16 protein-coding genes are annotated in these 18,371 nt (G+C 71.2%); 10 read left to right on the forward strand and 6 right to left on the reverse strand.

The annotated features are described in order from the left end of the window. Nucleotides 1-112: 112 nt before the first annotated feature. Together uvrC and OG992_RS30530 are read left to right on the forward strand one after the other, a co-directional pair. Nucleotides 113-2,101, forward strand: a complete 1,989-nt coding sequence (gene uvrC / locus OG992_RS30525) for an excinuclease ABC subunit UvrC (protein WP_238685523.1) — start codon at nt 113-115, stop codon at nt 2,099-2,101. 673 nt (nt 2,102-2,774) lie between these two features. Further along, entirely contained in the window at nt 2,775-3,437 is a 663-nt protein-coding gene (locus OG992_RS30530) for a C39 family peptidase (RefSeq protein ID WP_266304948.1), read from the forward strand. Nucleotides 3,438-3,507: 70 nt separating this feature from the next. On the opposite strand, the gene recQ is transcribed toward OG992_RS30530, so the two are convergent. Together recQ and OG992_RS30540 are read right to left on the reverse strand one after the other, a co-directional pair. Next, nucleotides 3,508-5,352 carry a DNA helicase RecQ gene (gene recQ, locus OG992_RS30535; protein WP_266304949.1) on the reverse strand — a complete coding sequence of 615 codons (1,845 nt, stop codon included), beginning with the start codon at nt 5,350-5,352 and terminating at the stop codon, nt 3,508-3,510. 75 nt (nt 5,353-5,427) lie between these two features. Further along, a complete protein-coding gene (locus OG992_RS30540; RefSeq protein WP_266304950.1) occupies nt 5,428-5,772 on the reverse strand; it encodes a hypothetical protein in 345 nt (114 codons plus the stop codon). Between the two features lie 282 nt (nt 5,773-6,054). Here OG992_RS30540 and rapZ point away from each other — a divergent pair, with 282 nt between their 5' ends. The 8 genes from rapZ (at nt 6,055) to OG992_RS30580 (ending at nt 13,125) form a co-directional block, all read left to right on the forward strand. Beyond that, complete coding sequence (gene rapZ / locus OG992_RS30545) at nt 6,055-6,927, forward strand: RNase adapter RapZ (protein WP_238685551.1); 873 nt, start codon at nt 6,055-6,057, stop codon at nt 6,925-6,927. Further along, nucleotides 6,924-7,991: a 2-phospho-L-lactate transferase CofD family protein gene (locus OG992_RS30550; RefSeq protein ID WP_238685520.1), complete on the forward strand. Its 1,068-nt coding sequence runs from the start codon at nt 6,924-6,926 to the stop codon at nt 7,989-7,991. The genes rapZ and OG992_RS30550 overlap by 4 nt, the downstream gene beginning before the upstream one ends. Before the next feature lie 54 nt (nt 7,992-8,045). Further along, nucleotides 8,046-9,026 (forward strand): DNA-binding protein WhiA, encoded by a 981-nt coding sequence (whiA, locus tag OG992_RS30555; protein WP_210785006.1) that lies wholly within the window; start codon nt 8,046-8,048, stop codon nt 9,024-9,026. A 267-nt stretch (nt 9,027-9,293) separates the two neighbouring features. Continuing rightward, the gene (gene gap, locus OG992_RS30560; RefSeq protein ID WP_238649250.1) at nt 9,294-10,298 is read left to right on the forward strand and encodes a type I glyceraldehyde-3-phosphate dehydrogenase; all 1,005 of its coding nucleotides are present in this window, start codon (nt 9,294-9,296) and stop codon (nt 10,296-10,298) included. Further along, on the forward strand, nt 10,295-11,494 hold the full coding sequence (pgk, locus tag OG992_RS30565; protein ID WP_238685519.1) for a phosphoglycerate kinase: 1,200 nt from the start codon (nt 10,295-10,297) through the stop codon (nt 11,492-11,494). Before gap ends, pgk begins: the two co-directional genes overlap by 4 nt. Beyond that, the gene (gene tpiA / locus OG992_RS30570; protein ID WP_238685518.1) at nt 11,495-12,286 is read left to right on the forward strand and encodes a triose-phosphate isomerase; all 792 of its coding nucleotides are present in this window, start codon (nt 11,495-11,497) and stop codon (nt 12,284-12,286) included. A 96-nt stretch (nt 12,287-12,382) separates the two neighbouring features. After that, nucleotides 12,383-12,643, forward strand: a complete 261-nt coding sequence (gene secG / locus OG992_RS30575; RefSeq protein ID WP_030337344.1) for a preprotein translocase subunit SecG — start codon at nt 12,383-12,385, stop codon at nt 12,641-12,643. 140 nt (nt 12,644-12,783) lie between these two features. Continuing rightward, nucleotides 12,784-13,125: an RNA polymerase-binding protein RbpA gene (locus OG992_RS30580; protein WP_091403668.1), complete on the forward strand. Its 342-nt coding sequence runs from the start codon at nt 12,784-12,786 to the stop codon at nt 13,123-13,125. A gap of 17 nt (nt 13,126-13,142) precedes the next feature. Here the strand turns inward: OG992_RS30580 and pgl are convergent, their stop codons facing one another. From pgl to OG992_RS30600, 4 genes are all read right to left on the reverse strand, one after another. Next, nucleotides 13,143-13,913: a 6-phosphogluconolactonase gene (gene pgl, locus OG992_RS30585; protein ID WP_238685517.1), complete on the reverse strand. Its 771-nt coding sequence runs from the start codon at nt 13,911-13,913 to the stop codon at nt 13,143-13,145. 146 nt (nt 13,914-14,059) lie between these two features. Then, nucleotides 14,060-15,076: a glucose-6-phosphate dehydrogenase assembly protein OpcA gene (locus OG992_RS30590; RefSeq protein WP_266304951.1), complete on the reverse strand. Its 1,017-nt coding sequence runs from the start codon at nt 15,074-15,076 to the stop codon at nt 14,060-14,062. After that, nucleotides 15,073-16,587, reverse strand: coding sequence for a glucose-6-phosphate dehydrogenase (zwf, locus tag OG992_RS30595; protein ID WP_238685515.1), 1,515 nt, complete (start codon nt 16,585-16,587; stop codon nt 15,073-15,075). The genes OG992_RS30590 and zwf overlap by 4 nt, the downstream gene beginning before the upstream one ends. Nucleotides 16,588-16,686: 99 nt before the next feature. Beyond that, nucleotides 16,687-18,336 carry a glucose-6-phosphate isomerase gene (locus OG992_RS30600; RefSeq protein WP_266304952.1) on the reverse strand — a complete coding sequence of 550 codons (1,650 nt, stop codon included), beginning with the start codon at nt 18,334-18,336 and terminating at the stop codon, nt 16,687-16,689. Nucleotides 18,337-18,371: the final 35 nt, after the last annotated feature.

Consider the following 18,371-nt stretch of genomic DNA (forward strand, 5'->3'; position numbering starts at 1 on the left):
TCGCGTTTCGGCACGTCGGGGTGTCAGCGGTGTGCCGACACCCCGACTGCCGGGACGCCGAGTGGATCACGCTCGCGGTGGGCTGTCGGTGCTGCGGACTAGGCTTGTTGGCGTGGCTGACCCCTCGACCTACCGCCCCGCACCCGGCACCATCCCGGAGCTACCGGGGGTCTACCGCTTTCGCGACGGCACCGGCCGGGTGATCTACGTCGGCAAGGCGCGAAATCTGCGCAGCCGGCTCAACTCCTACTTCGGCGACGTCTGGAACCTGCACGAGCGCACCCGGCAGATGGTCACCACCGCCGAGTCGGTGGACTGGATCACCGTTGGCACCGAGGTCGAGGCGCTCCAGCAGGAGTTCACCTGGATCAAGCAGTACGACCCGCGGTTCAACGTCCGCTACCGCGACGACAAGTCGTACCCCTATCTCGCCGTCACCCTCGACGAGGAGTACCCCCGGCTGCAGGTGATGCGCGGCGCCAAGCGCAAGGGCGTGCGTTACTTCGGTCCCTATTCGCATGCCTGGGCCATCCGGGAGACCCTCGACCTGCTGCTGCGGGTCTTCCCCGCGCGGACGTGCTCCGCCGGGGTGTTCAAGCGGGCCGGTCAGGTCGGTCGTCCCTGCCTGCTGGGCTACATCGGCAAGTGCTCGGCGCCGTGCGTCGGCACCGTCTCCGCCGACGAACACCGGGCCATCGTCGACGGGTTCTGCGACTTCATGGCCGGGCGCACCGACACCATGGTCCGCAAGATCGAACGTGAGATGACCGAGGCGAGCGAGCAGCTGGAGTTCGAGCGGGCCGCCCGGCTGCGCGACGACGTGGCCGCGCTGCGCCGGGCCATGGAGAAGCAGACAGTGGTGCTCGGCGACGGCACCGACGCGGACGTCGTCGCGTTCGCCGACGACCCGCTCGAGGCGGCTGTCCAGGTCTTCCACGTCCGCGACGGCCGGGTCCGCGGCCAGCGCGGTTGGGTGGTGGAGAAGACCGAGGATCTGACCACCGGGGACCTGGTGCACCACTTCTGCACCCAGGTGTACGGCGGCGAGCACGGCGAGGCCGACGTTCCTCGGGAACTGCTGGTCCCCGAGCTACCCGCGGACGCCGACGCGCTGGCCGAGTGGCTCTCCAACCACCGCGGCAGCCGGGTGTCGCTGCGGGTGCCGCAGCGGGGCGACAAACGCTCACTGATGGAGACGGTGGAGCGCAACGCCAAGGACGCGCTGGCCCGGCACAAGCTCAAGCGCTCCGGTGACCTGACCACCCGGGGCAAGGCACTGGACGAGATCAGCGAGGCGCTCGGCATGAGCACGTCGCCGCTGCGCATCGAGTGTTTCGACATCTCCCAGATCCAGGGCACCGACGTGGTCGCCAGCATGGTGGTCTTCGAGGACGGGTTGCCCCGCAAGAGCGAGTACCGGCGGTTCATCGTCCGGGGCGCCACCGACGACCTCTCCGCGATGTCCGAGGTGCTGCGTCGCCGCTTCGCCCGCTACCTGGACGCGAGGGCCGAGACGGGCGAGGTGGGCGTGGAGTCGGCCGACGACTCGGCCGCCCCCCAGGACGCGGTGGAGCCCCAGGTCGGCGTCCTGATCGACCCGACCACCGGCCGGCCCCGAAAATTCGCGTACCCGCCGCAGTTGGTGGTCGTCGACGGCGGCGCCCCCCAGGTCGCGGCGGCCGCGCAGGCCCTCGCCGACCTGGGCATCGACGACGTGGCCCTGTGCGGGCTGGCCAAGCGGCTGGAGGAGGTGTGGCTCCCGGACGACGAGTTCCCGGTCATCCTCCCGCGCACCTCGGAAGGGCTCTACCTGCTGCAACGGGTGCGTGACGAGGCCCACCGGTTCGCCATCACCTTCCATCGGCAGCGCCGCTCCAAGCGGATGACCGAGTCGGCGCTGGACCACGTACCCGGCCTGGGCGAGGTGCGTCGCAAGGCGCTACTGCGGCACTTCGGCTCGCTCAAGCGACTCTCGGCCGCAACGGTCGAAGAGATCACCGAGGTGCCGGGGGTGGGACGGCGCACCGCCGAGGCGATCCTCGCCGCCCTGGACGAGGACACGAAGGTCGGCGACGGCACAGAGGCGAAGCCCAGCACCTGAGCGCGGCTCGCGCTCGCCCTCGTCGGGTGGTCGCGACCCCGCATGATCGTGCTCGATCCTTGTTGTAGTGGCCTCGTTGGCATGGGGAAGGCACTGTTTCCTGGATCGAGCGCGATCTTGGCCGGGCCGGGCCGGGGTGGGTCGTGCCGGGATGGGTCGGCTCGGGTGCTCACGGAGTAGACCGGCTTGGTCCACTCGGGTTTCCTGATGTCGGGGTATCCCGGCATCAGGAAACCGCGATTTCCGTGAACCCGAGTCGATCAGGTCACCCTGGCCGACATGTCCGGTTGGCCGGCTGGGCGGGGGTGGGTCTGATGTCGGGTTTGGTGTGAAGTGTCGGGTGGTCGGAGCCGCCCCGGCGGCGGAATCGTGGGCCGGCCGGGGTCGTTATACCTGGCAGACCACCGCAACAGTCCAGGTCACGGCGCGTGCCGGCCCTGCCGGGAACACCCGCCAGGCCGCCTCGGTTACATCCCCCGCACGGCCGAGCACCACCACGGCCGACTCCCGGCGGGTAGGCGGAATGGCCTGCCACCGCGGATGGTTACACCCTGTCCCGACGCCGACCCCCTGTTGCGGGTCACCGGGCAGAACCCCTCGAACTTCCCCCGCACGCACCACCCCCCGGTGAGTGTCGTGCGGGCACACCCCCGATGCAGAGGAGCACGCCATCATGCGTACCGATCTGATCCGTAAGACCGCCCTCACCGCCGCCGGCCTCGCCTTCACCGGAGGCGCCATCGCCGGCCCCGTCACCACCGCGTTCGCCGCACCCACCAGCGGCAAGCCGGCCACGCAGACCCAGACCGACCGTAAGGGCCACGGCGAGCGGGAACTCGGTGTGCGCTACGAAGCCCAGCCGAACTTCTACTACTGCGGGCCCGCCGCGACCCGTAACGCCCTGAGTGTTCAGGGTAAGAACATCAACGTCGACGACATGGCCAAGGAGATGGGCACCACCGAGGCCGGCACCAACTCCATCAACGACATCACCCCCGTCCTGAACAAGGAAACCGGCAAGGCTGACGCCTACCGGTCGGTGGAGATCAGCACCCCGGATGCTGACGCGAAGCAGACCGACAAGCTGCGCGCCGACATCGTCAAGACCGTTGACGACGGCCGGGCCGTGGTCGCGAACATCGCCGGAACCAGCACCGACACCGACGGTGTCACCCACTCCTACGAGGGCGGGCACTACATCAGCGTCGTCGGCTACCGCGACAACGGCAACACCGTCACGATCGCCGACTCCGCCGACCCCAACCAGGCCGCCTACCAGATCAGCGTCGAGCACCTCGCCGACTGGATCGCCACCCGCGGCTACGCCACCAGCTGACCCCCACACCACCCCCAGCACATGACCGAAGGGCCGGACCCCCACCAGGGTCCGGCCCTTCGGCGTGAGCTCAGTCGGTGGCGAGGACGGTCAGGATCTGCTCGCCGTACTTGGCGAGTTTGTTCTCGCCGACCCCGCTGACCCGGGACAGGTCGGCCAGTGTGCTGGGCGCGTCGCTGGCGATCTGTCGCAGCGTGGCGTCGTGGAAGATGACGTACGCCGGGACGCCCTGCTCCTTGGCGGTGGTCGCGCGCCAGGCTCGCAGCCGCTCGAACAGCGACGCGGCGGCCGGGGTCAGCTCGGCCACGACGGTGGACGCGCCGCGCGGCTTCGATGATCGGCTCGATGCCGGCTTCTCCGGCTCGCGGCGCATGGTGACCGTGCGGCGGCGGGCGAGGACGTCGGCGCTCGCCTCGGTCAGCGCCAGCGTGCCGTAGTCGCCCTCCACGGCGAGGAGCCCTTCGGCGAGCAGTTGCCGGACCACGCCCCGCCACTCGGCCTCGCTGAGCTCGGAGCCGATGCCGAAGACGGTCAGCGAGTCGTGACCGTACTGACTGATCTTGTCGGTCTGCTTGCCGAGCAGGATGTCGACGCAGTGCCCGGCGCCGAAGCGCTGGTTGCGTTCGCGGTCGAGGCGGAAGACGGCGGAGAGCAACTTCTGGGCGGCTACGGTGCCGTCCCAGGACTCCGGTGGGGTGAGGCAGGTGTCGCAGTTGCCGCAGGCGGCCGTGGTCGTCTCGCCGAAGTATTCGAGCAGTTGGACCCGCCGGCAGCGCACCGTCTCGCAGAGGGCGAGCATCGCGTCCAGGTGCGCGGCCAGGTTGCGGCGGTGGGCGAGGTCGCCGTCGGACGTCTCGATCATCTTGCGTTGCTGGACGACGTCCTGGAGCCCGTACGCCAGCCAGGCGGTGGACGGCAGGCCGTCCCGGCCGGCGCGGCCGGTCTCCTGGTAGTAGCCCTCGACGGACTTGGGCAGGTCGAGATGGGCGACGAACCGCACGTCGGGCTTGTCGATGCCCATGCCGAAGGCGATGGTGGCCACCATGACCAGGCCGTCCTCGCGCAGGAAGCGCTGCTGGTTGCGGGCGCGGGTGCCCGCGTCCAGCCCCGCGTGGTACGGCAGCGCGGCGACCCCGTTGGCGGTGAGGAACTCCGCGGTCTTGTCGACCGAGGCCCGGGACAGGCAGTAGACGATGCCGGCGTCGCCGGGGTGCTCGTCGCGCAGCAGGGTCAGCAACTGCTTGCGGGGCTCCCGTTTGGGCACGATCCGGTACTGGATGTTGGGCCGGTCGAAGCTGGCCACGAAGTGCCGGGCGTCGTCGAGTTTGAGCCGGGTCGCGATCTCGGTGCGGGTGGCGCTGGTCGCGGTGGCGGTCAGGGCGATGCGGGGCACCTGCGGCCAGCGTTCGTGCAGCATCGAGAGCGCGAGATAGTCGGGGCGGAAGTCGTGCCCCCACTGGGACACGCAGTGCGCCTCGTCGATCGCGAAGAGGGAGATGCGGCCCCGGTCGAGCAGGGCGAGGGTGGATCGGACGCCGAGCGCCTCCGGGGCCAGGTAGAGCAGGTCCAGTTCGCCGGCGACGAAGGCGGCCTCCACCCGCCGCCGGGCGTCCAGGGTCTGGGTCGAGTTGAGGAACCCGGCGCGGACGCCGACCGCTGTGAGGGCGTCCACCTGGTCCTGCATGAGCGCGATCAGCGGGGACACGACGACGGCGACCCCGTCACGGACCAGGGCCGGGATCTGGTAGCACAGGGACTTGCCGCCACCGGTGGGCATCAACACCAGCGCGTCGCCGCCAGCGACCACATGGTTGATCACGTCCTGCTGGAAACCACGGAACGCGTCGTAGCCGAAGACCCGGCCCAGCACGTCCAGGGCGTCGGAGGCGGTACGCAGGTCGGTGGGAGAGGCCATCCGGGGAGTCTACGAGCCGACGCCGACAGCGCCCGTCCGGCGCACCCGGGTCGGGTGGCCGGACGGGCGAGGCGGTCAGCCGGGCTGGCGGGACCTGTTGGCCAGGCCGCGCGGCGGGGCCTTCATCCCGACCACGATGTCGACGATCTCGATGTAGCGGGCCTTGTTGCCCATGCGGAAGGCGGTGGCCGCCGCGTTGATCTCCTCGAGGGTGTCGGCCTCGACCATGGTGACCTGGTCGTACTTGCCGTTCACTCCGGTGCACACGACATGGGTGAGCTGTTTGGCGAAGCGGCCCAGGTCGCGGGCGTGCTCGGCGGAGATCTCGTGGATGCCCTCGCGACCGAGGGCGAAGTACTCGGGGCTGATTCGCATGAACAGGAAGCCGACGTACTTGTTCTTGTCCGCCAGGTCGTGCATCGCATCCTCCAGATGTCGGTCTGACCTGCGACGATCACGTTGAGCGTATTGACAATTACTGATCGTCATCAAGCGTGTGCGCTGTCGGGAGGGCGACCCTCGAAACGGTCCGCGGTCGCCGTCCGGCCACGGGTGCCGGGCCGCGACCTGGCGGCGGGATAGAGTCGCTGATTGACCAATCGCGGCCGAGGGCGGCCGCGGCGCCACGGCTTGGGGGTACGGGTGAGCGAGGCGCGCACAGCCGGTGACCGGATCGACGGCCCGGATGCCGATGACGAGCAGATGACGGCTGAGTCGGAGACCACCCTGGTGGTGGTCACCGGCCTCTCCGGGGGTGGCCGCAGCACTGTGGCCAGGGCGTTGGAGAACGTCGGTTACTACGTCGTGGACAACCTGCCGCAGGCCCTGATGCTGGACATGGCCGAGCTGGCGTTCAAGGCGGGCGGCGCGGCCCGGCGTACCGCCATGGTGCTGGACGTGCGGTCGCGGGCCTTCTCCACGGACCTGGCCGGGGCGATCCGGGAGCTCAAGGAGCGCGGATTCTCGCCCCGGGTGGTCTTCGTCGACGCCGACGACGAGGTGCTGATCCGGCGGTTCGAGAGCGTTCGGCGTTCGCATCCGTTGCAGGGTGACGGGCGGCTGGCCGACGGCATCGCCGTGGAGCGCGGCCTGCTGGAGGAGGCCCGTGACCAGGCCGACGTGATCATCGACACCAGCCACCTGAACGTCAACCAGCTCCGGCGCCGCATCGAGGAGCTGTTCGGCGGCGAGGACGCCCGCCGGCTGCGGGTCACGGTGTTGTCGTTCGGCTTCAAGTACGGCCTGCCGCCGGACGCCGATTTCGTGTTGGACGCCCGCTTCCTGCCCAACCCGTACTGGGTGCCGGAACTGCGGGAGCACACCGGGCGGGAGGAGGCGGTCAGCGCGTACGTGCTGGGCCAGGAGGGCGCGGACGCCTTCGTCGCCTCGTACGCCGACCTGGTCAACGCCACCACTACCGGCTTCGAGCGGGAGGGCAAGCGGTACCTCACCGTCGCCGTGGGCTGCACCGGCGGCAAGCACCGCAGTGTGGCCATCGCCGAGGAGTTGGCCAGCCGACTGCGTCACTCCGGGTTGGCGGCGAACGCCCAGCACCGCGACCTGGGGCGGGAATGACGGCCCGGCGGGTGGTGGCGTTCGGCGGCGGGCACGGCCTGTCCGCCTCGTTGCGTGCGCTGCGCCACTGCGCTCCCGAAATCGACCTCGACATCACCGCGGTGGTCACGGTGGGTGACGACGGTGGTTCCAGTGGTCGGCTGCGGGCCGAGCGGGGTGGCCTGCCGCCCGGAGATCTGCGCCAGGCGCTGGTGGCGTTGGCCGGGGACCACCCGGCCACCCGGCGCAGCGCCGGGCTGTTCCAGCACCGCTTCGCCGCCGTACCGGTGGGCGTACCCGGGCCCGGCGCGACCGGCTCGGGCCCGGCGGCGGGCGGCGACCCGGACCGGGACGGCGCGGCCCCGCGCGGCACCGACGGGGCGTCGGCCGGCACCGACGGTCTGACCGGGCACGCCGTGGGCAACCTGGTGCTCTGCGGCCTCATGGAGCTGCTCGGCGACCCGGTGGCCGCGCTGGAGCACGCCGGCGCCATGCTCGGCGCTGTGGGCCGGGTGTTGCCGATGTCCCGCCAACCGGTCGGCATCGAGGCGCGGGTACGCGGTGCCGACCCGGCCGCCCCCGACGAGGTGCGCACTGTCAGTGGCCAGCACCAGGTGGCCGTCACCACCGGCCGGGTCGAGTCGTTGCGCCTCACCCCGAGCGCCCCACCGGCGTGCGCCGAGGCCATCGAGGCGATTCGGGCGGCCGATTGGTTGATCTTCGGGCCGGGCAGCTGGTACACGAGTGTGCTTCCGCACCTGCTGGTGCCGCAGTTGGCCGACGCGATCGTGTCCACCTCGGCCCGGCGGCTGGTCACGCTGAACCTCGCCGCGGAGAAGGAGACCCTCGGGCTCTCCGTCGCCGATCATCTCGCGGCGCTGCACTGGTACCTGCCCGAACTCAAGGTCGATCTTGTGCTCGCCGATGCCAAGGCGGTGGGTGACCCCGAACCGGTCGAACGTGCGGCAGAATCGCTGGGTGCCCGCCTGGTCCTCGCCCCCGTCGCCGTTGTCGACGGGACTCCCCGCCATGATCCGGCTGCCCTGGGCGCCGCGCTGGTGCCTGTCCTGGGTGCCGATCGTTAGACACGTACGTAATCTCCGGCGACACGCCGGAACAGGTCCGTGAGGGGACGCACAATGGCGATGACGGCCGCGGTCAAGGACGAGCTGAGTCGGGTCGACGTGCCCAAGCCCTGCTGTCGGCGGGCGGAGATGGCCGCGCTGCTGCGCTTCGCTGGCGGGCTGCACATCGTTTCCGGCCGCGTGGTGGTGGAGGCTGAACTGGACACCGGGGCGGTGGCCCGGCGGCTGCGCCGGGAGGTCGCCGAGGTCTACGGCTACCCCAGCGAGATCCACGTGCTGGCCTCCGGTGGGCTGCGCAAGGGCAGCCACTTCATCGTGCGGGTGGTGAAGGACGGCGAGGCCCTGGCGCGGCAGACCGGCCTGCTCGACGTGCGGGGTCGCCCGGTGCGCGGGCTGCCCCCGCACGTGGTGGCGGCCAACGTCTGCTGCGCGGTCTCCGCGTGGCGGGGCGCGTTCATGGCCCACGGTTCGCTCACCGAGCCGGGCCGCTCCAGCGCGCTGGAGATCACCTGCCCGGGGCCGGAGTCGGCGTTGGCGCTGGTCGGCGCGGCCCGCCGCATCGGCATCACCGCGAAGAACCGCGAGGTACGCGGGGTGGACCGGGTGGTCGTCAAGGACGGTGACGCGATCGCCGCGCTGCTCACCCGGATCGGCGCGCACTCCAGCGTGCTGGCCTGGGAGGAGCGCCGGGTACGCCGCGAGGTGCGGGCCACCGCCAACCGGCTCGCCAACTTCGACGACGCCAACCTGCGCCGGTCGGCGCGGGCGGCGGTCGCCGCTGCCGCCAGGGTCACCCGTGCGCTGGAGATCCTCGCCGACGAGGCGCCCAACCACCTGACCGACGCTGGTCGGCTGCGTCTGGAGCACCGGCAGGCGTCGCTGGAGGAGTTGGGGGCCCTGGCCGACCCCCCGCTGACCAAGGACGCCATCGCGGGGCGGATCCGCCGGCTCCTGGCGCTGGCCGACAAGCGGGCCCGCGACCTTGGCATCCCGGATACGGAAGCAGCCGTCACGCCCGACATGCTCGTGGTCTGATAGGACGGTGGGGCCGCACGGTGCGCCCGGGAGCACTACCCGGCGCAGCGTGGTCTCGCACGCTCGGATAGGGTCGCTGCGTACGGCAAGGGGGCCGACACCGGCACTCCTCGTCGTGCCCCACCGCCTCGGGCGGTCAGGTCCTCAGACCGCGCGGCGGGGTGGCCGAGATGAACCGTCGACGGCCGGCTCCAACGGTCGGCGCACACCATTCCCGCCGGCCCGTTGTCTGAAGCCGGCGGACCAGAACGCGAGGAGATGGGACCTGTGACCATCCGGGTTGGCATCAACGGCTTTGGCCGAATCGGCCGTAACTTCTTCCGGGCAGTGCTGGCGTCTGACGCCGACATCGAGGTCGTGGCGGTGAACGACCTGACCGACAACGCCACGCTCGCCCACCTGCTCAAGTACGACAGCATCCTCGGCCGCCTGCCGTACGAGGTCAAGGCCACCGCCGACGAGATCACCGTCGGTGGCAAGACCATCAAGGCGTACGCCGAGAAGGACCCGTCGAAGCTGCCGTGGGGCGAGGTCGGCGCCGACGTCGTCATCGAGTCGACCGGCTTCTTCACCGACGCCACCAAGGCCAAGGCGCACGTCGACGGCGGGGCCAAGAAGGTCATCATCTCCGCCCCGGCGAAGAACGAGGACGTCACCGTCGTCATGGGTGTCAACCACGACACCTACGACCCGGCGAAGCACACCATCATCTCCAACGCCTCGTGCACCACCAACTGCCTCGCCCCGATGGCGAAGGTCCTGCACGACACGTTCGGCATCCAGCACGGTCTGATGACGACGATCCACGCGTACACCCAGGACCAGAACCTCCAGGACGCGCCGCACTCGGACCTGCGTCGCGCCCGGGCCGCCGCGCTGAACATCGTGCCGACCTCGACCGGCGCCGCCAAGGCGATCGGCCTGGTCCTGCCGGACCTCAAGGGCAAGCTCGACGGGTACGCCCTGCGGGTGCCGATCCCGACCGGCTCGGTCACCGACCTCACCGTCAACGTGGGTCGCGAGACCACCGTGGACGAGGTCAACGCCGCGCTGAAGGCCGCCGCGGACGGCCCGCTCAAGGGCATCCTGGTCTACAACGAGGACCCGATCGTGTCCAGCGACATCGTGACCGACCCGGCGTCGTGCATCTTCGACGCGCCGCTGACCAAGGTCGTCGGCAACCAGGTCAAGGTCGTCGGCTGGTACGACAACGAGTGGGGCTACTCCAACCGGCTCGTCGACCTCGTCAAGCTGGTCGGTTCGTCGCTGTGAGCATCCGGACCCTCGACGACCTGCTCGCCGAGGGGGTGTCGGGTCGGCGCGTGCTGGTGCGCGCCGACCTGAACGTCCCGCTCGACAAGCAGACCGGTGCGATCAGTGATGATGGCCGGATCCGCGCGGTGCTGCCGACTCTCGGCGCGCTGGTCGAGGCCGGCGCGAAGGTTGTCGTCTGCTCGCACCTGGGCCGCCCGAAGGGCGCTCCGGACCCGCAGTTCAGCCTGGGCCCGGTCGCCGGGCGGCTCGGTGAGCTGCTCGGAGCGCCGGTGCACTTCGCCACCGACACCGTCGGTGATTCCGCCCGCTCCACGGTCGCCGACCTGGCCGACGGTCAGGTCGCCCTTCTGGAGAACCTGCGTTTCAACGCCGGTGAGACCAGCAAGGACGAGGCCGAGCGGGGTGCCTTCGCCGACCAGCTCGCCGCGTTCGGCGACGCGTACGTGGACGACGCGTTCGGTGCCGTGCACCGCAAGCACGCCAGTGTCTTCGACGTGCCGGCCCGGTTGCCACACGTCGCGGGCCGGCTGGTGCTGCGTGAGGTCGAGGTGCTCTCCAAGCTCACCGGTGACCCTGAGCGCCCGTACGTGGTGGTGCTCGGTGGGTCGAAGGTGTCCGACAAGCTCGCCGTGATCGAGGCTCTGCTGCCCACTGTCGACCGGCTGCTCATCGGCGGCGGGATGTGCTTCACCTTCCTCAAGGCCCAGGGCCTGGAGGTGGGCACCTCGCTGCTCGAGAAGGACATGGTCGACACCTGCCGCAACCTGCTGGAGCGTTCCGGCGGCAAGATCATGCTGCCGGTCGACGTGGTGGTCGCGGACGCGTTCGCTCCGGACGCGGCGCACGACACGGTGCGGGTCGACGGCATCCCGAGCCACCGCCTCGGCCTGGATGTCGGCCCGGAGACGGTGGCGGGCTTCAGTGCCGCACTGTCCCAGGCGAAGACGATCTTCTGGAACGGCCCGATGGGCGTGTTCGAGATGCCCGCCTTCGCGGCGGGCACCCGGGGGATCGCCGAGGCGATCACCAAGGCCGACGCGTTCAGCGTCGTCGGCGGCGGTGACTCGGCGGCGGCCGTCCGTGCCCTGGGGCTGGACGAGTCGTCCTTCGGGCACATCTCCACCGGCGGTGGCGCCTCCCTGGAATACCTCGAGGGCAAGACCCTCCCCGGCATCGCGGCCCTGGAGAACTGAATGTCGAGCACCACCCGCCGGCCGCTGATGGCCGGCAACTGGAAGATGAACCTCAACCACCTCGAGGCCAACCTGCTGGTGCAGAAGCTGGCGGCGAGCCTCACCGAGAAGCAGCTCACCGACGTCGAGACGGTCGTGTTGCCGCCCTTCACCGACCTGCGCACCGTGCAGACCGCTGTGGACGGGGACAAACTGCTCATCGGCTACGGCGGCCAGGACCTCTCCCCGCACGCGTCCGGCGCGTACACCGGGGACATCTCCGGGCCGCTGCTGGCCAAGCTCGGCTGCACGTACGTGGTGGTCGGGCACTCCGAGCGGCGGGCCTACCACCACGAGGACGACGCGCTGGTCAACGCCAAGGTCAAGGCGGCGCTCACGCACGGCCTGACGCCGATCCTGTGCGTGGGGGAGGGGCTGGACGTCCGCGAGCAGGGCACCCACGTGGCGCACTGCTCCGACCAGCTCGACGGGGGCCTGGCCGGGCTCACCCCCGAGCAGGTTCGGCAGGTCGTGATCGCGTACGAGCCGGTCTGGGCGATCGGCACGGGCAAGACCGCGACCCCGGACGACGCCCAGGAGGTCTGCGGGGCGGTGCGTCAGCGACTGGCGGAACGCTTCGACCAGGAGACCGCCGACCAGGTTCGGGTCCTCTACGGCGGCTCGGTCAAGGCGTCCAACATCGCCTCGATCATGGCCCAACCGGACGTGGACGGGGGCCTCGTGGGGGGCGCCAGCCTGGATGCCGAGGAATTCGCTCAGATCTGCCGGTTCCCGGAGCACCTCGCCCGCTGATCGCTCGGTATCCTTGACACCGCCCGTCCGCCGGTCGGTGCCGCCGTGCCCGATCAGACCGGGCGAGGATCGCTACGAGAGGAACTGACCCCAGCCATGCCGATCTGGTTCGCATACACGTTGATCGTGTTGCTGGTCATCACGAGCATTCTGCTCACCCTGCTGATCCTGCTGCACCGCGGCAAGGGTGGCGGTCTGTCGAGCATGTTCGGCGGTGGCGTCAGCTCCAGCCTTGCCGGCTCCTCGGTCGCGGAGAAAAACCTGGACCGCTACACCGTTCTGGTGAGCGTCGTCTGGTTCGCCGCCATCGTCGGCCTCGGGCTCTGGCTGCGCCTCCAAATGAACAGCGGCGCCTGAGCAGGCTCAGTAAGTCGTACAATCTGCGCGCGGTTCGTCACTCGACGGGCCGCGCGCAGGCTTTTCTCCGCTGCACCGCGTCGCCCGCCGCTCCACCCCCGAAGACGGCGGGTCCCCTCCGACGACAGGAGCGAGCAGCCGTGCCGAATGGCAACGTTATCCGGGGAGCCCGGGTCGGGTCCGCACCGATGCGCCCGGACGAGCGGCACCAACCCGCCCCCCGACAGGACGTCAGCTACTGGTGCCGTAACGACCACCGGGTCGACATCCGGATCGCCGCGGACGTCGAACCGCCACCCCTGTGGGACTGCCCCCGCTGTGGCCTACCCGCCGGTCGGGACGCTCAGAACCCGCCGGGTCGGGTCCGCGCCGAGCCGTACAAGAGCCACCTGGCGTACGTGAAGGAGCGGCGCACCGCCGAGGAGGGGGAGGCCCTGCTCGCCGAGGCGCTCGCCGCACTACGCCGTCGACGCGGCGAGTAGCGGGCTCCTCCCCGCGCTCAGCGCAGGCTACGCAGTCGGACGGGTACGTCGGCTGCGGCCGCCCGGTCCAGCAGCCAGCGGGTACGGTTCACGCCGTGTACGCCGGCCGCCGGCAACTGCACCGGCCCGGCGCCCGCCAACGCCATACCCACCGCGCGAGCCTTGTCGGCGCCGGCGGCCACCAGCCAGACCTCCTCGGCGGTGTTGATCGCCGGCAGGGTGAGGGTGGTCCGCGTCGGCGGCGGTTTCGGGCTGCCCCGCACCGCGCTCACGGGCCGGGTCTCGTAACCCACCGGGTGCTCGGGGAAGACCGAGGCCACGTGGCCGTCCTCGCCGACGCCCAGCATCAGCACGTCGAAGTGCGGCAGGGTGGCGTGCCCGGGCCGGGCGGCGCGGGCCAGTTCCTCCGTGTACGCGGCAGCCGCCGCCTCGGGGTCGTTGCCGGCCGGGCCGTCCGAGGCCGGCATGGCGTGCACCCGGGCCGGATCCAGTGGCACCACGTCCAGCAGGGCGGCGCGGGCCTGCGTCTCGTTGCGGTCGGGATCACCGGCGGGCAGGAACCGTTCGTCGCCCCACCACACGTCGACCCGGGACCAGTCCACCGCGTCGCGGGCCGGCAGCGTCGCCACCGCCCGGTACACGGCCGCGGCGACCCGACCTCCGGTGAGCACCACCGAGGCTTCGCCCCGGTCGGCCTGGGCGTCGAGCAGCTTCACCAGCAACCGGGCCGCCACGGCCTGCGCCAGCAGGTCGGCGTCGGCGTGGACGGCGACACTCGCCTCACTCATGGTTGCGCCTTCGTTTCCGGACCGCGAGGCGGTCGCTGTCGTGCCCGGGGCGGTGTGCCCGAGGTGGTCGGGGCGAGAACCCCGGAGATTGCGGGGCAGGGCCGGTGCGTACCGGCCCTGCCCGACGGTGTGCCCAGGCTGGGGGCTCAGCCCTCGCCGCTCGTGCCGACGTGCGCGGTCACCCCGGCCTCGGCGCGCTGCGCGGTGGCCGGATCCTTCCAGACGTGGACCCGCTGCGGGGGGCGCTGCTCCAGCCCTCGCAGCCCGACCGTCGCGCCCAGCGCCTCCGCGTACACCTGGTCGGCGTCGAGCCGGCGCAGCTCCTCGGCCAGCTCGTCGCCGAGTGGGCGGCGCACCAGCGGCAGGGCCCGGTCGTCCTGGCCCGTCCGTCGGAACACGGCCAGGCTGTCCTCGCGGGTCAACGTCAGCTGGTCGCCGTTGGCGCAGCTGAGCTGCACCTCCCGCATCCGAGGGAACTCGTCGCTGTCCACCCGGCGTGGGGTGATGCCGAGCCGGCTGGACAACCAACCGGCCATCAGCGCCGCCGTCGGGTCGGTGGGAGGCGCGACGATGGTCGCCTCGGTGACCCGCTCGCTGGTGGTGTCGAACGCCCCGGCGACCAGGGTGCGCCACGGGGTGATCCGGGTCCACGCCAGGTCCGTGTCGCCCGGGGCGTAGTCCCGGGCACGCTGCCGCAGCGCCTCCACCGGGTCGGCGGCCTGCGCGGAATCGGTGATCCTCCGGTCGGCCACCACCCCGAGGAAGTCGGTGGCGATCTCCGCCGGTGGCTCGCCGTGCCACCAGGTGACAACCGGTACGTCGGGAACGAGCAGCGGCATCACTACCGACTCGGCGTGCAGGGACAACCGGCCGTACATCCGGGTGACCACCGCCTCGCACGGGCCGAGCCGGCCACCCACCACGATCTCCGCGTCCAGTCGGTTGCGGTCCCGCTCGATCTCCGAGCGGACCACCACCAGGAGGCGGCACGGGTGCGCGGCGGCCGCGATCGTCGCCGCGGCCTCCGCCTCCCGGACCCGCTTCTCGTCCACGACCACGATGAGGGTGAGCGCCATGCCGCTGGCCACCCCGCCGGCGCTGCGCCGCTCGGCGGCGAGCGCCTTGACCACCTCATTGCCGGTGGTGTCCCACAGCCCGATCATGCTCGTCTCCAGGCGCGGCCCTCACGGGCCAGCATCTCGTCGGAGGCCCGGGGGCCCCACTCGCCGGCCCGGTACGGCTCCGGGGTGGTGCCCTCCCAGGCGTGCTCCAGAGGGTCGATCACCTGCCAGCTCTGCTCGACCTCGGCCGCGTCCGGGAAGAGGGTGCGGTCGCCGATCAGCACGTCCAGCACCAGACGCTCGTACGCCTCGGGGCTGGATTCGGTGAACGCCTCGCCGTACTGGAAGTCCATGGCGATGTCGCGGACCTCCATTGTCGTGCCCGGCACCTTCGAGCCGAACTTGAGCACCACCCCCTCGTCCGGCTGCACCCGGATGACCAGCTGGTTGTTGCCCAGCGACTCCATGTCGGCGTCGTTGAACGGCAGGTGCGGCGCCTTCTTGAACATGATGGCGACCTCGGTGACCCGCCGGGGCAGCCGCTTGCCGGCCCGGATGTAGAACGGCACCTCCGCCCAGCGGCGGTTCTGGATGCCCAACCGCACCGCCACGTACGTCTCCGTCGTGGAGCCGGCGGGGACGTCCCGCTCGTCCAGGTAACCGACAGCGCGTTCGCCGCCGACCCAGCCCGGCAGGTACTGACCGCGCACGGTGTCCCGGGCGACGTCCTTTGGCAGGGTGATGGCCTTGAGCACCTTCAGCTTCTCGGTCCGGATCTCGTCGGCGTCGAAGCTGGTCGGCTCCTCCATCGCCACCAGGGCGAGGAGTTGGAGAAGGTGGTTCTGCAGCACGTCGCGGGCGGTGCCGACGGTGTCGTAGAAGCCGGCGCGGGTGCCGATGCCCACGTCCTCCGCCATGGTGATCTGCACCGAGTCGACGTACTTGGAGTTCCACAGCGGCTCGAACAGGTTGTTGGCGAACCGCAGGGCGAGGATGTTCTGAACTGTCTCCTTGCCCAGGTAGTGGTCGATCCGGAAGACGTCCTGCCGGGTGAACACGTCGTCGACGAGGTCGTTGAGCGCCTTCGCCGAGGGCAGGTCGTTACCGAACGGCTTCTCCACGACGACCCGGCGCCAACCGCCGGACTTGTCGTTGTCGGCCATCCCGGTGCGGGCCAACTGCTTGAGCACGACGGGGAACGCGGCCGGCGGGATGGAGAAGTAGAACGCCGCGTTGCCGGTGATGCCGTGGGTCTGACGCAGATCGTCGAGCGTGGAGGCGAGGGTGTCGAAGGCGGCGTCGTCGTCGAACGACCCGCCGACGAACTTGATGTTGCCGGCCAGCCGCGCCCACACCTCGTCCCGCCACGGGGTGCGGGCGTGCTTGCGGGCAGCCTCGCAGGCCAACGTCTCGAAGTCGCCGTCACCCCAGTCGCGGCGCGCGAAACCGAGCACCACGAAGCCGGGCGGCAACAGCCCTCGGTTGGCCAGGTCGTAGACCGCGGGGAGCAGCTTCTTGCGGGCCAGGTCGCCGGTCACCCCGAAGATCACCAGAGCGCAGGGCTCCGGGATCCGGGGCAACCGGCGGTCCTGCGGGTCGCGCAGCGGGTTCACCGAGCCATCGTCGGTTCGCGACTGCGGGGCTCGCAAACCCGGCTCACTCCTCGCGCTCACGGCGCCCCCTCGCTTCCGCTTCAGTCACGTCGTCCATCCTCACGCCCGCAGATCACCGGCCGCGTCCAGTAGCTGGGCGACACCGGCGGCCCGGTCGGTCAGGTGCAACCGCAGGACTGGCCGCTCCCGACCGGCGAGAGCCTGCCGGTCACCGGCGGCCTGCGCCGCCTGCAACTCACCGAAGGTGTACGGCTTGCCCGGCACCTCCAGATCCTCGGCGACCGCGCCGGTCACCTGGAGGTAGCTGCCCACCTGCGGGCCGCCCTTGTGGTACTGGCCCGTCGAGTGCAGGAAGCGCGGCCCCCAGCCGAACGTGACCGGCCGGCCGCCCGCCTGCGCCAGCAGCGACCGCAGCCGGGCCGTGTCGGCGTCGGCGAACCGGTCGAGGTACGCCATCACCGCGAGGTAACCGTCGTCGCCCAGCCCGTCGAGCAGCCAGCGCAGCACACCGGCCAGGTCCCCTGGGGCGCCCTGTGGGGCGTACACCTCGATCGCGCCCTCGGTGAACGACGGCGTCTCCGCCGGCAGGCCCGAGGCCAGGATCTTGTTGGTGTTCTCCTTGGACTCGGTGACGTTCGGCTGGTTGAACGGGTCGATGCCGAGCACCACGCCGGCCACCGCGGTGGCGTACTCCCAGGCCAGGAACTGCGCGCCCAGCGGGCCGTTGACGGCCACGTCCGGGTTGGTCCCGCCGCCCGGCATGTCACCGGGGGCCAGCGCGCCGCCGTAGCTGACGGTCAGCACGTCCGCGCCGGTGGCGCCGGGGCTCTGCGGAGACTCCACGACCACCGGGAGGATGCCCACCCCGGCCTTGCCGGTCGACTCGGCGATCAACTGCTCGGCCCAGTCGCCGAGCCCGTCGATGCCGGTGCCATCGGAGAGCAGAGCGACCTTGTCGCGGGCGAGCGTTGCCGCGGCGCCCAGGGCGGCGCCCAGCGCCAGCGCGGGGTTGTTCTGGTCCGCGCCGAGCGACGTGGCCAGCGCGTCGGCCTGGTCGAGCAGCTCCGCCACCTCGACCCCGGCCAGCGCCGAGGGCACCAGACCGAACGCGGTCAGCGCCGAGTACCGGCCGCCGACGTTCGGGTCGGCGAGCACTGTGAACGCGCCCATCTCGGCCGCTGTGGTCTCCAGCGGCGAACCCGGGTCGGTGACGATGACGAAGTGCCGGCCGGCCTCCGCCTCGGTCATCCCGGCGTCCAGGAACGCCTGCCAGTACGCGCGCCGGTGGCTGTCGGTCTCCACCGTCGACCCGGACTTGCTGGCCACCACCACGACGGTGCGCTCCAGCCGGTCACCGAGCGCCGCCCGAACCTGACCCGGGTCGGTGGTGTCCAGCACTGTCAACGGGCGACCCAGCGTCCGGGTGATCACCTCGGGCGCGAGCGACGAACCGCCCATGCCGGCGAGCACCACGTGATCCAGGTCGGCCAGCTCCGCGGTCAGCTCGGCCAACTGGACGAGCAGCTCGCGGCTGCGCCGGTGGGTGTCCACCCAGCCCAGCCGGATCTTCGCCTCGGCTTCGGCGTCCGGACCCCACAGGCTCGCGTCCTTGCCCGCCAGCTTGCCGGGGACGCCGGCCTTGACCAACGCGTCCCGAGTCGAGGCGGGCGCGGCCTTGTCGACCGCGTCGGCTCCGTACACGGCGAGCCCGGCGGCTGCCTCCACCGGCCCGGCGAGAAGGTCGCTCATGCCGTCACTCCGCTTCGCTGCGTGCCGTCATGAGG

Source organism: Micromonospora sp. NBC_00362 (assembly GCF_026342155.1).
In the GTDB taxonomy this organism is placed as follows: domain Bacteria; phylum Actinomycetota; class Actinomycetes; order Mycobacteriales; family Micromonosporaceae; genus Micromonospora; species Micromonospora hortensis.

Coding starts and splice junctions, on each gene's coding strand:
- OG992_RS30530 (WP_266304948.1), top strand. CDS start 2,775: ATGCGTACCGATCTGATCCGTAAGACCGCCCTCACCGCCGCCGGCCTC.
- recQ (WP_266304949.1), bottom strand. CDS start 5,352: ATGGCCTCTCCCACCGACCTGCGTACCGCCTCCGACGCCCTGGACGTG.
- OG992_RS30540 (WP_266304950.1), bottom strand. CDS start 5,772: ATGCACGACCTGGCGGACAAGAACAAGTACGTCGGCTTCCTGTTCATG.
- rapZ (WP_238685551.1), top strand. CDS start 6,055: ATGACGGCTGAGTCGGAGACCACCCTGGTGGTGGTCACCGGCCTCTCC.
- OG992_RS30550 (WP_238685520.1), top strand. CDS start 6,924: ATGACGGCCCGGCGGGTGGTGGCGTTCGGCGGCGGGCACGGCCTGTCC.
- whiA (WP_210785006.1), top strand. CDS start 8,046: ATGGCGATGACGGCCGCGGTCAAGGACGAGCTGAGTCGGGTCGACGTG.
- tpiA (WP_238685518.1), top strand. CDS start 11,495: ATGTCGAGCACCACCCGCCGGCCGCTGATGGCCGGCAACTGGAAGATG.
- secG (WP_030337344.1), top strand. CDS start 12,383: ATGCCGATCTGGTTCGCATACACGTTGATCGTGTTGCTGGTCATCACG.
- pgl (WP_238685517.1), bottom strand. CDS start 13,913: ATGAGTGAGGCGAGTGTCGCCGTCCACGCCGACGCCGACCTGCTGGCG.
- OG992_RS30590 (WP_266304951.1), bottom strand. CDS start 15,076: ATGATCGGGCTGTGGGACACCACCGGCAATGAGGTGGTCAAGGCGCTC.
- OG992_RS30600 (WP_266304952.1), bottom strand. CDS start 18,336: ATGAGCGACCTTCTCGCCGGGCCGGTGGAGGCAGCCGCCGGGCTCGCC.